Source organism: Singulisphaera sp. GP187 (genome assembly GCF_900129635.1).
Taxonomy (GTDB): Bacteria; Planctomycetota; Planctomycetia; order Isosphaerales; family Isosphaeraceae; genus Singulisphaera.
The window spans coordinates 3395213-3410708 of record NZ_FSRB01000001.1 but is presented as its reverse complement, the minus strand read 5'-3'; the positions used below and the strand labels follow the sequence as shown (position 1 = coordinate 3410708).

At 62.7% G+C, this 15496-nt stretch carries 9 protein-coding genes; 6 read left to right on the top strand and 3 right to left on the bottom strand.

Features of this window, described 5'->3' with window-relative positions; translation table 11 throughout:
- Window positions 1-138 precede the first annotated feature (138 nt).
- Complete coding sequence (locus tag BUS42_RS13335) at window positions 139-1425, bottom strand: IS4 family transposase (RefSeq protein WP_254053484.1); 1287 nt, start codon at window positions 1423-1425, stop codon at window positions 139-141.
- A gap of 276 nt (window positions 1426-1701) precedes the next feature.
- On the opposite strand from BUS42_RS13335, the gene BUS42_RS46430 reads away from it, so the two are divergent.
- From BUS42_RS46430 to BUS42_RS13315, 3 genes are all read left to right on the top strand, one after another.
- Window positions 1702-2664: a DUF4058 family protein gene (locus BUS42_RS46430; protein WP_143206319.1), complete on the top strand. Its 963-nt coding sequence runs from the start codon at window positions 1702-1704 to the stop codon at window positions 2662-2664.
- A gap of 537 nt (window positions 2665-3201) precedes the next feature.
- Complete coding sequence (ltrA, locus tag BUS42_RS13325) at window positions 3202-4533, top strand: group II intron reverse transcriptase/maturase (RefSeq protein WP_074306715.1); 1332 nt, start codon at window positions 3202-3204, stop codon at window positions 4531-4533.
- Window positions 4534-5869: 1336 nt separating this feature from the next.
- Window positions 5870-7054: a hypothetical protein gene (locus BUS42_RS13315; RefSeq protein ID WP_216821033.1), complete on the top strand. Its 1185-nt coding sequence runs from the start codon at window positions 5870-5872 to the stop codon at window positions 7052-7054.
- A 397-nt stretch (window positions 7055-7451) separates the two neighbouring features.
- Here BUS42_RS13315 and BUS42_RS13310 read toward each other — a convergent pair whose 3' ends face one another.
- Window positions 7452-8816: a hypothetical protein gene (locus BUS42_RS13310; protein ID WP_074307333.1), complete on the bottom strand. Its 1365-nt coding sequence runs from the start codon at window positions 8814-8816 to the stop codon at window positions 7452-7454.
- Window positions 8817-8987: 171 nt separating this feature from the next.
- Between BUS42_RS13310 and BUS42_RS13305 the strand changes: the two genes are divergently transcribed.
- Entirely contained in the window at window positions 8988-9464 is a 477-nt protein-coding gene (locus BUS42_RS13305) for an RrF2 family transcriptional regulator (RefSeq protein ID WP_074307332.1), read from the top strand.
- Here the strand turns inward: BUS42_RS13305 and BUS42_RS13300 are convergent.
- The gene (locus tag BUS42_RS13300; protein WP_254053483.1) at window positions 9458-11998 is read right to left on the bottom strand and encodes a DUF1549 and DUF1553 domain-containing protein; all 2541 of its coding nucleotides are present in this window, start codon (window positions 11996-11998) and stop codon (window positions 9458-9460) included. The two genes, BUS42_RS13305 and BUS42_RS13300, sit on opposite strands and share 7 nt — an antisense overlap.
- 143 nt (window positions 11999-12141) lie before the next feature.
- On the opposite strand from BUS42_RS13300, the gene BUS42_RS13295 reads away from it, so the two are divergent.
- Window positions 12142-13371 carry a bifunctional 3,4-dihydroxy-2-butanone-4-phosphate synthase/GTP cyclohydrolase II gene (locus BUS42_RS13295; protein WP_074307331.1) on the top strand — a complete coding sequence of 410 codons (1230 nt, stop codon included), beginning with the start codon at window positions 12142-12144 and terminating at the stop codon, window positions 13369-13371.
- 151 nt (window positions 13372-13522) lie between these two features.
- Entirely contained in the window at window positions 13523-14866 is a 1344-nt protein-coding gene (locus BUS42_RS13290; protein ID WP_254053482.1) for a redoxin family protein, read from the top strand.
- Window positions 14867-15496 lie beyond the last annotated feature (630 nt).

Sequence of the window (15496 nt, the reverse complement as noted above, 5' to 3'; positions counted from 1 at the left end):
CGAGGAGGCTTTTCGTCAGGACATCCCAGAATAATTCGATTTGAACAGCCTTGCAGCCGCCTCCTTCGGTTTGGAGGGCGATCCCGGCGCATGCCGCGGCATGACCTCGTCCGCAGCGCGTGGACGGGCCCTGATCGCTTATTTGGGTTTTTCGGCACGCTTCCGCGCAACGCGGTCACGCTGTAATTGGCACTGACGCTCCCGCTCGCGAAGGATCGGCATGATCTCGTCCATCGTCGCCGTTCCGTTGGCCACCATTCCCAGCAGGCTAAACATATACTTGCTGGGGCGATTTCCTGTATGGATGCACATGAGCGTGACGCCGATCACGGCGACGTAGAAGCTCAACAGCACACCCTCGCGGCTGTGACTGATCAGATGATCGAACCGGGCGTAGCTTTTCAGCCAGCGGAAAAACAGTTCAACTTGCCATCTATGACGATATAATACTCCGATGATTGATGCGTCAGGCTCGAGCAGGGTCGTCAAGAGGTAGACCGGATTCTCGGGGTCATCCTTGGGGACGCTGACCACTTCGCGAAGGACGATGCCCAGCGGTTTGCGATGCGTCGAGCCGGGAAAACGGACCAGTCGATCGGAGATGACGTCCGCGTCGCGGGCCTCTTGGGTGAGTTCCCTCGTCTCGGTCGTCTCGAGGTTGGGGGTGCGTTCTCCGGGTTTCCGGAACCGCATCACGAAATCCGCCGCCGGTTCTACGTGGGCCTTGATCAGCTTGAAGCTGAAGATCCCCCGGTCGTAGAGATGGATCGCCCCGGGGGTGATGGAGTACGCGGCGGTGGTCGCCTCGCTCTGGCCGGCCTCGGGGACGACGATCAGCTCGGGGAGCCAGGTTTGGGCATCGACATGGAAGTCGAGGCGAGCGCCGGTCTTGCCGCCGCGGCGGCGGACGCTCCAGGCCACTGAGGCGGCGGCATGAAGGAAGGTGCCATCGACGGCGAGGACCTGGCGGTGAAGCGAGCTCAGGGGATCGGCGGCCTGGTTCGGGTTGGGACTGGGCTTGAGAACGTTGCGTCGGAGCTGATCGAGGATCGGCTGCAAGCGAGTGTGGTCGGCCAACTTATTGAAGTCGGAGAGGGTGCTTTTGCAGAGTTTCTGGATCGAGAGGAATTTTTGGGCTTGTCGGGTTTGGCTGAAATCCTCGCTCGTCCTGAGGGTCCGCAGAGTGGGGTTGAAGAAGGCCAGGAGCATGGCAACGAAGACGTCGTCGAGGAAGAGGTCGCGGTTGCCATGGGGGTCCTGGTCGCGAAGTTGTGCGATGAGCCGTTCGATCGAATGGATGTGCTTGGCCCCGACCACTTGATCGGGCCAGATGGGCAAATCACGAGAGAGCCACCCCGGTGCCCCGACCCGTTCAGGTCGCTGGGAAGGGGGAGTGTCAACCAGGGGTGGTTTCTTGGCCGCCATGACGAATACTGTGGCCGACCGTAACCAAAAGCGCAAGCGAAGATTTGATGAAGGTCAATCCCGGACACTATTGTGAGTCCAACCCGTGGCACCCAGCGGCCTTTACATCCCCGCGATTACCTATCAGAAAATCAGAGAAAACCGAGACCGACGGCTTAGTTGCCGATTCTTGTTGATGTTTGTTTCAAGTATGTCGAGTTGTTTCAGTCGAGTGGCTCGCGCCGCCTTAAGGGAGGCCGGTATGCCCAGGCCCGTCATGACCCGATTGAATGGGGCATGAGGACAACGCATCGGACTTCATTCTCCTGGGTCGGTTTGTCGGGAGTCTCTTGCAATGCCATCGCCATCCCCGGGTATGGATCCGTACCTTGGGACCCTCGACGCTGGCCCGACGTTCATCACCGCATTATCTCGATCGCCAGCGAAATCCTCGGCTCGCTTCTTCGGCCCAAATATTTGGTCCGTATCGAAGAACGTGTCTATATCTCCGATGAAACCGACCCAGGGCGTTCGGGCAACATTCCCGAAATTCTCATTGGGATGAGACCCGGAGGGGACGCCAGGCCATGGGAAACCGGTGGAGACATCGCGGTTGACGTCGCCGAACCGATTGTGGCCACCACGCTCTTTGCGGAAGACATCCACGAGGCCCGGCTGGAAATCATCGATCGCGAACGGCGACACCTGGTGACCGTGATCGAGGTGGTGAGCCCCTCCAACAAGGTTTCCGGATCGCAGGGCCGACTGAGCTTCGACCGGAAAAGGCGAGAAGTCTTGAACTCACCGAGCCATTGGGTGGAAATCGACCTCCTACGCGGCGGTCCCCCCCAACCTATTCGTAAAATTATTCAGCCATGCGAATGCATGGTGCACATTTCACGTCAAGAGTCACGCCCCAAAGGACTCCTCTGGCCGATCCGGCTGTCGCAGCGACTCTCCAAAGTGACAATCCCCCTTCACGCCGGTGATCCCGACGTGCCGTTGGATCTCCAAGCCGTGTTGGATGTCGCCTACGAGCGGGCCAACTACGACCTGGAGATTGACTACCGGACCGAGCCAATCCCCCCTCTCGACCGCGAGTGGGACGAATGGAGTCAACGCCTGCTCCAAGAGAGAGGATTGCGTCAGCCGAAAGATTCTGTGCAATTTTATTGCATGTTTATGTGTAAATTAACAACGGCCCGATCCAGGGCTAGGAAGCCGCTCGCGACTCGATCCCACGGTCCCCCGTGGGAATGAAGTCTGGGACGCTCCGCGTCCTCGGCTTGCGACGGCCAGACGACGCGGAGCGTCGGGGAGTGCGCCTGTAATTGCATTGAATCCGCAGGGTGTGAGTTCCTGCCGAAGTGTTCTGGCACTTCGTAACCGAGGGTAACTGCGTCGCCGCGAGGCGGGGTGGGAAGCAACCGTAGGTGAACGATCAGTCCGTAACGCAAGTAAACTCGATTCGGCCGACTGTCGTGGCGAGCCTGCTCCTCGATGGCGAAGCCCAATTGACGCATGGCCCCTCAGAAAGGGCGTCCACAGTGATGTGGTCCGGTAAGACCGACGCACAAAACCCCAGAATGGCGTCGGGACGACAGTAGGTTGTTGGAGACGGAATGATCGGAAGGTTCGATGACGAAACACAGGGAGACCTGGACCTCGCCAAAGCCGGTGTTCATTGTCCCTGATAAGGATACGAAGAGCCGGGGGTCCAGGAGTCAGAGCACCCATAGTAGCGCAGAAGCCGGGTAACTCCGGTGGAGCGAAGGGGTGCAGGGAGGTGGAGACGCGATGTCCGATGCGAAGGAATTCCCACTGGAGGCAGTGCCCGCGAGGGCTAGGCGCGCCAGAGAGATCCCGATCCCATGGGTCTGGGTCGAACCGACGGTCTGGACGGAGCGGATGTTGACGGCCCTCATCGAGGGGGTCAAAGGTGGAGTCTGGTATAGCCTGATGGACAAGGTCCACCCGCAACGCGCCCTGTATACGGCATACTCTCGAGTCGCCGCCAACGAGGGTGCCGCGGGCGTGGACCACGTGACCGTGACGATGTTCGAGGACCGCCTGGAAGAGAACCTGAAGGATCTCAGCGACGCCCTGCGTACGGGAACCTACCGTCCGCAAGCGATCCGCCGACACTGGATTCCCAAACCAGGAAACCAGGAGAAGCGTCCGCTCGGGATTCCCACCGTCCGCGACCGGGTGGTCCAGACGGCACTCCGGCAGGTGTTGGAACCGATCTTCGAGCGTGACTTCGCCGCGCACAGCTACGGCTTTCGCCCCGGCAGGGGATGCAAGGACGCGCTGCGGCGGGTGGACGAGCTGCTTAAAGGCGGATTCACCCATGTGGTAGATGCCGACTTGAAGAGCGATTTCGACACGATCCCCCACGACCGCCTGCTGGCGCTGGTCGCCAAGAAGGTAGCGGACGGGAAGGTGCTGAACTTGATCGACGCGTTCCTGCACCAGGGCGTCCTCGACGACCTGGAGGTATCGACGCCCGAACAGGGGACGCCGCAGGGTGCGGTGATCAGCCCGCTGTTGAGCAACATCTACCTTGATCCGCTCGACCACCTGATGGCCGAATCGGGTTTCGAGATGGTGCGCTACGCGGACGACGTCGTGATCCTGTGTCGAAGCTCGGAGGAAGCGGCCCAAGCGATGGCGGTGGTGCAGGAGTGGACGGCCTCGGCCGGCCTGACCCTGCATCCCACCAAGACGCGGATCATCGCCGTCAGGACCGAAAGCTTCGACTTCCTGGGCTACCGGTTTGAGGACGGCACACGCCGCCCGCGACCGAAGAGCCTGGACAAGTTCAAGGAGACGGTCCGGACGAAGACCACGCGTACGACCGGGGGCAGCCTCTCCGCGATCATCGCTAGCCTCAACCCAACGCTTCGTGGCTGGTTTGAATACTTCAAGCACAGCCACAAGTGGACGTTTGAACGACTCGACGGCTGGATCCGCATGCGTCTGCGGAGTCTGCTCCGTAAACGGATGAAGAAACGAGGCCGCGGTCGTGGCACCGACCATCAACGTTGGCCCAACGCCTTCTTTGCCGACCATGGACTTTTCAGCTTGGAACGAGCCCATGAGTTAGCCAGTCAATCCTCTTTGAGGTAAAACCACCAACGGGAAAGCCGTATGCGGGAGATCCGCCCGTACGGTTTGGAGGGAGGGGGAGCGTAATCCGCTCTCCCTACCCCTATCGGCATTCCCACGGAGGACCGTGGGAACGAGGGGGATGCCTCGCTCGATGGCGGGTGGCTGGTCGTTGGAAATGAATGCCGCCTTCACTCGCCTCCCTGACGATAGTGGCGTGCCTATGCGTGAAGCGATGTCGTTCACGCTCACTTGGATGGCGATCCTTTTTTACTCGTGCCTGGCCTTCGTTGCACTCCTCTTAAGGAGCGATACTCCGGCCGCAATCTGGGAGAGGCCAACGACCCAGATCAGGCTCATCCACCTCACCATCGCACCGGGATTCGTCAACAGTGTGCTTCCGTCCGCTTGGCGGATCACGAAGCTTGCTCCCAGTGCCCGTTCCTCTCCGATCCAATGAATCAGCACCTGCATCGCATCTTCTGAACCCCAGAGCAGGACGAGGCCTCCGATGGTGCTCAGAAGTCCCACCAAACTACCCAGAATTCGAGGAATGATGGGATTGAGAATCATGACTGTGCCTATTTCTCTGGCTTTTCAGCAGAATCAGTGGGGGAAGCAGGCGCAGAGCGAGAAGAGAATTGGCCTTTTCGAGAGCGGTCACATAGCTTCTGAGTATCGGCTTTTACCCGACTCGAGACAAGCTGTGTCCGCACGTCAAGCGGCTTGGGACTGGAGGCGATGAGCCAACGCTCCAATCCGCGAGTTCCCTCGGTCAGTGGGATCCGGCCGGGGCCTTCCAAGAGTCTGGCAAGCCTTGTTTTGTCTCACGGAGTCGCAGGTTCGCAGGTGGCCACTCGGCCCCCCCATTGAGGCAACCCCTTCTTCCCCGAACCTCCCAAGCCTCCCCCCTGAAGAGCCTGGCCACTCGGACCCACTCCCAAGCCTCCCCCCTGAAGAGCCTGGCCACTCGGACCTTCGCTCGCGGACCTTCGCTCGGACCCCACTCGGACCCTACTCGGCCCCTCCCTCGGACCCCGGACCTGGCCATTCGAACCAACTGGACCTCGGACCAACTCGGACGACTTGGACCTACCCTCGGACCTACGGATTCTCGGAAAAAGACCCGACCGCGCTACGGCCTGCCGGCACTACTCCATTGGGAAGGCGAGGGTCGTCCATCGGTTCTTCGCCGCGAGAGGCAAGGACGTCCAGCCGTTGTCGTTGTTCGGCCACCGCGCGTACTCACGTCGCGGAACGGCGCTCGGGACGATTCTCAAGAAAGCGTTTCGTCGTTGGATCGGGCTCGACGCTGGCAAGGCTGGAGTCCTGCCCAACACAATTAAGGAGCAAGACGATGACCTTGAACATTCACGACCATGATCAACCAGCGCAACCCCCAGCGCCCGCGGGCACGCCGTCGGCCGGAGAGCGTGCCGGCCACACGTTGGGCCGTCGTTCGTTTCTGCGACGAGGAGTGGCTGCGGCCGGAACGGTGTCCGCCGGCGTCACGTTGCTGGGCGCTCAACGCGAGGCCCTCGCCCAATGGCACAGCGGCAGTCTCTTTCCGGGAGATGCCGCCATTCTCAGGTTCCTCGCGGCGTTGGAACTCATCGAGGCCGACCTCTGGCAACAGTACAACGAACTGGCGGGCATCCAGGGCGACAACGTGCCCGGCGGGTCCGGGAACAAGGCCTTCACGGATGCCGTCGCGTTGCTCGACACCGACATGGCTCAATATATTCACGATAACACCGAAGACGAGATTACCCACGAGCAGTTCCTCAACGCCTACCTCATGGCGTTCGGGGCGCCGCCGGCCAATCTCGACGCGTTTCGGCACCTGCCGAGCAGCAAGGCGACCGGCGCCCAGCAGATCGGCCGGCTCACCAACCTCACGCAGCTCACGGTGGACACCAGCTGGTGGACCCGATACCGCAACCCCGACAAGAACCCGGACCTCGACCCAACTTTCGTGTTTGCCCCAGTCATCCCGGGCCTGTTGAACGGGCAATTCACGGCCATTCCGAGAACCAATGCCGACCTCATGAACGACGACCACCTCAAGGCCATCGCCTTCACGGCGGGGTTTCACTTTGCGACGATCGAGCAGGGAGGGTCCAGCCTCTACCCGTCGCTGGCCCAGAGGGTGACACACCCCGAGGTCCTCAGGATCTTGCTCAGCATTGGTCCGACGGAGACGATGCATTTCCAGACGTGGCACGACAAGGCGGGAAACGCGACTCCGGTGACCGACCCCACCAACGGTCTGACGTTCCCGGACCTCTCGACCACCACGGAGGAGCTTTTCCAGAAGAACAAGATCATGCCGGAACCCACCCCGTTCCTGAGCCACCACCTCCCGCGCTGTTCGATCATCCGGCCGACCGAGACCCGAGGGGCTGCAATGGGGGCGCTGAGCTTTCTGACAGCAATGGGGCTCTTCCGCGGCCAGCCTCCCGCATTCTTCCACTACATGCGAGGGCTTGCCGTACAAGCGGACGCGGCCCGGCGCGGATCCGATCACCTCGAGGACGACTGAAGCGTGGCTCATGCCAATGAGGCTGTGATCAACCTAGATGTTTCATATGAATGTTGATTTCATCGTGCGGGACCTCGCCCGGGTCTCCTGAACACGCCTTGGGCACGGGCCGGATCCCCGTGCCCATTGGAAAACGGCGTGGGGCGGTCGGCACGCCGGAGGCCATCCAAACGCGTCGACGACCCCCCTTCGGCTCGTCGTCGGCCGGCCGGCCGCTCTTACTTCACGGCGAACCAACCGTGCTCCTCTCGGCTCAACGCCACTCCAATCCGCCCACGGCGAACGCTCATCCCGCGTCCATCGGCTCTTCCCCGACTCGAGACAAAGTGAGTCCGCACGTCAAGCGGACTGGGACTGGGGGGCATGAGCCGGCGCTCCGATCCGCGAGTCGTCCCAGTCAGTGGGATCCGGCCGGGGACTTCCAAGAGTCTGGCAAGCCTTGTTTTGTCTCACGGAGAATCTCAAGGATCGCTTCGCGGTCTTCCAACGCCAGGACCGGGTCGTCCTTCTTGGTCCCCTGACCGTTGAGGATTTCCCAGAGACGTTGATAGACGTAGTCCCTCACGGCGTCGGGAAGCGAGTCGAAGGCGCGGGAATAGATCAGGTAGCTGCACGGGTACCGGAAGATCCGGGTCTTGAGGTCGAAGTCGCGGAGCGACCGGCCCTTCGAGTCGCGGGGGCCGCGGGCGGCGAAGTCGGTCGTGAAGGAAGAGGTGCCTTCGATGGGGTCGGTCAGGCGGATCTCATCGCGGAAGAGCATATAATGGACCACGGCCTCGCCGACGCTCCGGATCCGGGACCGGGCGCTGCTGGACTCCTGATCGAGCGGCTCACCCAGGGCTTTGTTGAATTCTTTCTCATAGTCAAGCGCCATGCGCGTTTCCACACCCGCGCGGGCCAGGCGGTTGAGCATGCCGACCTGGTGCTCGAGAACCATCAACGCAACAATGTCACTATGGGGCGTCGGATAGAATGACGTGGTGAATCGCTCCTTGAGGTCGACCACGTTGACCCCGTCGGTATTGTCGATCTCCTCGGGCCTTCTCGGTCCTCGACTGATCATGTTCCCCATGTGCGTTTGCCGGCCGCTGGTGCCGGTCACATACCAGCCTCCCCAGCGCTCGGCGAGCGGGCTCGTGTGATCGGTGCGGAACGTGCCACTGGCCAGGAGCGGTAACCCCTGGCGGTCCACGAAGACGGAACGGACCAGGTGGCCGGGAATCCCTTGATTGGTCGAGGAACTATGGCAGAGCAGGCAGGACTCGGTCTGTCGCTCCGGGCCGGCCTTCTCTTCACGCGTTTGCTCGAGCGTATAGTAGGTGGTGCCGATCGCGTCGTCGACGGCCGAGATTTCAATGACCTGGCCGCGGAGGCAGAAGCCGACCATCACCTCATCATTGAAGTAGATCGCGCGCGGCGTCTTGGGCGAGATCCGCTCGCGTTGCAGGCTCGTCTTCGAGAAAACGAGGACTTGGGACGACTCCGGGATGTCGAGCGCACGGAGCAGTGACCGTAAGTACCCGTGCTCCGTCGCGAACTCGAGCTTCGTCGCTCCCGTGGCAAGCCGCTCCTTGAGCTGCGTGACCGCGTTGCGCGGTTCCGACGAGCTGTAGTGAATCGGGGCACGCTCAATGTCCTGGCCGGAGACCGTGGTCCCGGCCGCGAACGCCGCTAACCCAACCAGCAGGACGCGGAGTCCTCGCCGGGGCGCGACCGTTACCAACAACTGACGCACCGCCGAAGGTCGGGCACTTGCTGCCATCGTTCACCCTCATCCATGGCTTCTCGACATCCACGGACCGATTTGTGCAGAATTCTCGAATCGATGGTAGGATGTCTCGGCTGGGAATGCGACTTTTAATCTGCATTGAGAATCCATATTATAGGGTCGGGGCCGTTTGTCAACCTGTGGTCGAGTTGCTGAGGCGTCTCCGTGCATCTGACTCAATTCTCCGACTACAGTTTGCGGCTGGTGATCTACCTGGCCTGTCACCCCGGGCAAGTGGTCTCGGTCGACGAGATCAGCCGGGCGTTTGGGATCTCGAGGCATCATCTGGTGAAGGTGGTGCAGACGGTCACCGAGCTTGGGGTGGTCGAGTCTCAGCGGGGACGGGGCGGCGGGATGCGGCTTGCGATGAACCCGGCCGAGATCAACATCGGCTGGTTGATCCGGCACACCGAGCCCCATTTCCACCTCGTGGAATGCTTCGATCCCGAGACGAATACCTGCCCGATTTCGCCCTCCTGCGGGTTGAAAGGGGCGCTTCAACGCGCCCAGCAGGCTTTTCTAGCGGTCCTTGACGAGTATACCCTCGACCAGTTCATGACGCGGCGAGCTGATCTGGTCGTTTTGCTTGGGGACTACTTGGAGCAACACGGCAGAGGCGACGTACCAAGAGGCGATCACTGATTGAAGAGAAATTCCTTGGTGTTGATCAAGGTCCAGATCAGGTCTTCGTAGGCCTGGCGAACTCGGCCCTCGGGTCGTAAGCGGTTGATGTGGGCCAGGCAGACGGCTTGTTCGGCGTCGGACGGGGGGCGGGAGAGGGCGACCCGATAGAGCGAAGCGATCTTGGCGCGATCGGGTCGGGGATCGTTCGCCAGGAGCGCTGCGCGGCCTTCATCGGCACTGAGCTGGCGTTGCAGGGTCGGGGAGTTCAGCAGGAGGAGGCTCTGCGAGAGGCTTGGGTCGGTCACGCGCTCGCATTCGCAGACGCTTTCACGTTTGGGGCGACCGAAGGTCTCGAGCAGAGCTGAGGCGTACCCGTCGTCGGGAAGCTGGGTCGCCCGGAAGTTGCGGGGCAGGCCTTCGAAAGGGTCGGGACTTCCCGTCACGGTGCCGATGGCGTCGAGCAAGACTTCGGCGGGGAGCCGGCGCGGGGCATATCGGGCGTAGTTCTGGCGGTCGCGCTCGTTACCCGGGGTGGGGAGGCTCGAGCGATCGTAAGCGCGGCTGGTCGCCATCAGGCGGAGGAGTTGTTTCAGGTCATGGCCGTGGCGGACGAAGTCGGCGGCCAGGAAGTCGAGCAGCTCGGGGTTGGAAGGCGGGTTGCTGGCGCGCATGTCGTCCTCGGGCTCGAAGAGTCCTCGGCCGAAGAGGTGCTTCCAGTAGCGGTTGACGATCGCACGGGCGAGGAACGGGTTGTCGGGTCGGCGGAGCCAGTTGGCCAACTCTTCCCTGGGGTCGTGGTGCGGGCCGAGGTTGGGCTGCTCGGATCCGCCGAGCACGCGAGGCGCATAGGTTTTGCCGGTCAGAGGGTCGGTCGCCTGGCCCTCGGGGAGGACGAAGATCCGCGGGGTCACGGGGTCGGGCCCGGGCTTGCGGCCGACCCGGGCGAAGTGGGCGGCGAAGCCGTAATAATCATCCTGGCCCCAAGATTCAAACGGATGATGATGACAGCGGGCGCATTGGAGCCGGACCCCGAGGAAGAGTTGGGCGGTATCATCAACCTGCTCCTCGAGCGTTTTTGCGTGCCGGAACCAGACGACGGGGGGGGACGCCGCGGAATCGCCTTTCGCCGTCAGGATCGCGGCCGCGAACTGGTCGTAAGGCAAGTTCTCGGCCAGGGCCTCGCGGATCCAGGCATGGAACGCGAACGTCCCGGGTTGGGAGAGCGCGCCGAGGCTCCGCTTGTTCCGCAGGATGGCCGACCACTTCATCGCGAACAGGTCGGAGTATTCAGGGCGGTCGAGGAGCCGGTCGACCCACTGGGCCCGCTTACTCGGGTCGTGGCTGGCCTCGAACGCGGCGACTTCGCCCGGGTCAGGCAGGATCCCGCAGAGGTCGAGTGCCGACCGGCGCGCGAACTCGGCGTCCGTGCAGGTTGCGCTCGGGGGGATGCCCAACTCGCGGAGTTTGCCAAAGATCAAGGGGTCGATGGGATTGGTCGACGGAGGTGCGTCCCAGGGGGTGGGGTGATCAAGCCGCGGGACGATGAGGCGGGCGACCGCCACTTGCCCCCCGAACCGGGCCATGATCGCGGCCTCTCCGACGCCGTCGAGCACTGCGACCCGCCCCGATTCATCGACGGCGGCCAGGTCGAGTGCGTTCGACTGGTACTGCGCCAGGTGGGTGACGTCGGCCTCGGAACCGTCGCTGAGCTGGGCGGTCACGCGGAGTTGCTGTGTCCGTTTGGGCTCGATCCGCCGGCGCGCCGGGGTGACTTCGATTTTGAGGACTGAGGGACCCTGAGTGGGGTCGTAGGGCATCCCTTGCGCGATCCAGCGGGCGAGGGTTCGGTATTCGGGAGAATCCCTCGCAAATTTTCGGCCGCCGCCGTGGCCGAGCTCCGCCGTCGGTTTGCGGAGGAGCAGGCTCGCCGCCGGCGCGGCGGGAAAGACCCGGCGCCCTCGGCTGTCGCGGACCAGGCTCTCATAGTCGAACCGAGGGTCCGAGCCGAGCAGGCTGAGCCGAAATCCGTTCTGTCCGCTCGCCTTGCCGTGGCAGGCGCCGGAGTTGCATCCTTGTCTCGCAAGGATCGGCATGACTTCCGCGGTGAATGAGACCGGCCGGCGGTCGGCGAAGTCGTCCACCACGACCCGAACGCTTGCAGAATCCCCTTCATGATCGATCGTGATCCTGGCTTCGCCCGCGCCGGTCGGTCGGACTCGTCCCTGGCGGTCAACCACCGCGACCGCAGGGTTGAGGCTCTTGAAGTGCAACGAGCCGTCGTGAGTCAGGTCGCTCATCGGCCGATCGCTACCGCTCGTTTTCGAAACGAGGATTTGGGCCCGGCGATCGGACCCGAGGAGCTGGATTTCCGCGGGCTCGACGACGAGGCTTGCCGGGCAAGCCGGCAGGGCGAGCGCGTGCAGCAACAGCCATTCGAGAACGAGACAGGATATCGCGTTGCGTCCGGCGATGCTCATCCCGGCAATGTGCCGCGCCTCGGGCCGCTTGGCAATGGGAACCGGCCTGGCCCGGCCGGTTCGGGACGATCGCACGGAGGAACTCCCGGGAGATTCCGTGCGCGCAACTAGCCGGCTTCCCCTACAATGGGGCAAGTGGTGAATGATCTCAGACAGAGGACGAGTGTTCCTCGGGTCCCCTGGCCGTCTGTCGTTGTCTTTCGGAGAGGTCGAGTCCGATGTCCTATCAATTCTCGAAGATCGAGGATGCCCTTCAGGCCATGTCCGAGGGGCGCGTGGTCATCGTGGTCGACGACGAAAGCCGTGAGAACGAGGGCGATTTCGTTGCCGCGGCCGAGCGGATCACGCCTGAGACGGTCGAGTTCATGATCACGGAGGGACGCGGGCAGTTGTGCGTTCCGATCATGCCCGACCTGGCCAAGCGGCTCGATCTGAATCCGATGGTCGAGACGAACACCGCGCCGCACGGCTGCTCGTTCACGGTCATGGTCGACCACAAGACGTGCCGCACCGGCATCAGTGCCGAGGAGCGGGCGCGGACGATCCGCGCGATCGTCGATCCGACGACTCGACCGACCGACCTGGTCCGTCCCGGGCACGTCCCGGCCCTGATCGCCAAGGAGGGGGGAGTGCTCCGCCGCGCGGGGCACACCGAGGCCACGGTGGACCTGGCTCGCCTGGCCGGTCTCGCTCCGGCGGGGGTGCTGATCGAGATCCTCGACGGGACCGGCGTCGCCAGCCGCGAGCGGCTCCACGAGATCGCCGCCAAATTCAACCTGCCGATCGTCTCAATCGAGATGCTGATCGGTTATCGCAGGCGCCGGGAGAAACTGGTGCATCGCCTGGCCGAGGCCGAGCTCCCTTCCCGCTACGGCAAGGGGCGGGTCATCGGCTACGGGGTCAAGCACGAGCCCGAGAACAACCCGATCGTGTTCGCGATGGGCGACCTGCTCTCGGTCGAGGCGCCCCTGGTGCGGATCCACTCGTCGTGCTTCACCGGCGACTTGCTCGACTCGCTGCGCTGCGACTGCGGCGACCAGCTCCACCTCGCCCTGGAAATGATCGGCCGCGAAGGGGTGGGGGCCTTGCTCTACCTGCCGCAGGAGGGGCGAGGCATCGGCCTGATCGAGAAGTTCAAGGCGTATGAGCTTCAAGACCAGGGGATGGATACCGTCGAGGCCAACCAGGCACTCGGCTTTCCGGCCGATCCCCGCGACTATGGCGTGGGACTGCAAATCCTCCAGGATCTCGGCCTGACCAAGGTTCGGCTCTTGACGAACAACCCCAAGAAAGTTGATGCCTTCGTCATCCAGGGGCATGGCCTCCAGGTGGTCGACCAGGTGCCGATCATCGCTCCCGAAGCGTCGGAGCGAACCAAGTATCTGGACACCAAGCGCGATAAAATGGGCCATTTGCTGCCGACTGGCGAACGGAATGGACCGCGCTGATTGGAGGAAAAGGGGGCGGAGAGCGCTCCGGCCGGCTGGTTTCGGGGTTGCTCTTCGTGCGAGAATCAGGTTTTGTTCCTCCTTGCGAGCGGGCTCAGGCCCGGGCGAAGAGAAGAGTCGTTGGTCCGAATTACCCGAAGGACATACCGTCGTGCATTCTTTCTCACCCCGAACCATGCTCTGCGGGCTGGCCTGTCTGGTGGCGCTGGCTGGTGGAGCGGCGAAGGCGGCCCATGCCGAGGCCCCTCCGGCCGATCCCAAGGCGAAGCAACTGCTCGACGAGGTGATCAAGACGTACAAGGGGCTGACCTCGTACGCGGATCAAGGGAAGTTCGTGCTCAACATCAGCGAGAACGGCAAGCCGAAGAACCAATCTTCACCGCTTCGCTTGACGATCGCACGCCCGAACAAGGTCGATTTCGACGCCGGCCTGGTCCGGTTGGTCAGCGACGGCAAGACCCTCACCACGTCGGTCGAGCCGCTCAAGCAGTACCTCACGGCCGACGCTCCCAAGGCGATCAGCTTCGAGACGTTCCGCCAGGGGCCGGCCGGTTCGGCCATCTTCGGCGGGCCGACCGGTCCGCCGATGCTCATCCTCTTGAACCTGCTGGTCGGCGAGGATCCGGCGAAGGTCATTGAGGAACTCGACGCAACGCTCAAGTTCGGTCCGGAGCGCAAGGACGGCCTGTCGCTCATGCTCGACCGCAAGGAAGGGCCCGACTTCGAGATGGTGGTCGACCCGGAAACGAAACTCCTCAAGAAGATCAACCTGGTGATCGACCCGGAAATCTTGGCCAAGACCGCCGCGGGCGGGTCCAAGATCACGATCGATCAGTTCGGCTGGGACGCCGGTACGGTCTCGACCAAGGCCGCCGCCGCCGATGCCTTCGCGTTCGCTCCGCCCAAGGAGTTCAAGAAGGTCGACTCGTTCGCGCAAGCCAATGCGGAGGATCCCAGCGCGGTCGCCCAGCAACTCGTGGGCAAGGCTGCCCCCGACTTCACCCTGACGGTTCTCGACGGTGCCAAGACCAGGACCGTCTCCAAGGCCGACCTCGCGGGCAAAGTGGTTCTGCTCGACTTCTGGGCGACCTGGTGCGGCCCGTGCATCAAGGAGCTTCCCGAGGTCCAGAAGATGATCGAAGGCTACGCCAAGGACAACAAGGACGTGGTCATCGTCGCGCTCAGCCAGGACGAAGAACCGCGCGAGCTTCCCGAGCTCCGCAAGCATGTCGAGAAGACGCTCGAGGAGAAGAAGGTGGTTCTGACCGGCACCAAGGTCGGCCTGATCGCCCTCGACCCCACGCAAGCGATCGGCAACGCCTTCAAGGTCCAGGCGATCCCGACGCTCGTCATCCTCGACGGCAAGGGAATCGTTCAGGCCGCGTACGTCGGTCAGCAGACCGGTGAGACCCTCAGCAAGGACATCGACGCCCTGCTGGCGGGAAAGTCGCTTCTCAAAGAGAAGGCCGAAGCGGCCGCCACCAAGAAGGACTGATCCTTCGCGATCGTCTCATCTGAACATTCAATCGTTCACCGCGATTTGGCCGGGAACCGACGCAAGAGTCGGTCTCCCGGCCCTTTTTTTTCAACGACCCGATACAGGGCTAGGAAGTCTGGGACGCTCTGCATCCTTGGCTTTCGCGGGCCAGACGACGCGGAGCGTCGGGGAGTGCGCCTGTAATTGCATTGAATCCGCAGGGTGTGAGTTCCTGCCGAAGTGTTCTGGCACTTCGTAACCGAGGGTAACTGCGTCGCCGCGAGGCGGGGTGGGAAGCAACCGTAGGTGAACGATCAGTCCGTAACGCAAGTAAACTCGATTCGGCCGACTGTCGTGGCGAGCCTGCTCCTCGATGGCGAAGCCCAATTGACGCATGGCCCCTCAGAAAGGGCGTCCACAGTGATGTGGTCCGGTAAGACCGACGCACAAAACCCCAGAATGGCGTCGGGACGACAGTAGGTTGTTGGAGACGGAATGATCGGAAGGTTCGATGACGAAACACAGGGAGACCTGGACCTCGCCAAAGCCGGTGTTCATTGTCCCTGATAAGGATACGAAGAGCCGGGGGTCCAGGAGTCAGAGCACCCATAGTAGCGCAGAAGCCGGGTAACTCCGGTGGAGCGAAGG

Excerpts from the sequence above, each read along its gene's own strand:
- BUS42_RS13335 (WP_254053484.1), bottom strand. The coding sequence starts at position 1,425 with ATGGCGGCCAAGAAACCACCCCTGGTTGACACTCCCCCTTCCCAGCGA.
- BUS42_RS46430 (WP_143206319.1), top strand. The coding sequence starts at position 1,702 with ATGAGGACAACGCATCGGACTTCATTCTCCTGGGTCGGTTTGTCGGGA.
- ltrA (WP_074306715.1), top strand. The coding sequence starts at position 3,202 with ATGTCCGATGCGAAGGAATTCCCACTGGAGGCAGTGCCCGCGAGGGCT.
- BUS42_RS13315 (WP_216821033.1), top strand. The coding sequence starts at position 5,870 with ATGACCTTGAACATTCACGACCATGATCAACCAGCGCAACCCCCAGCG.
- BUS42_RS13310 (WP_074307333.1), bottom strand. The coding sequence starts at position 8,816 with ATGGCAGCAAGTGCCCGACCTTCGGCGGTGCGTCAGTTGTTGGTAACG.
- BUS42_RS13295 (WP_074307331.1), top strand. The coding sequence starts at position 12,142 with ATGTCCTATCAATTCTCGAAGATCGAGGATGCCCTTCAGGCCATGTCC.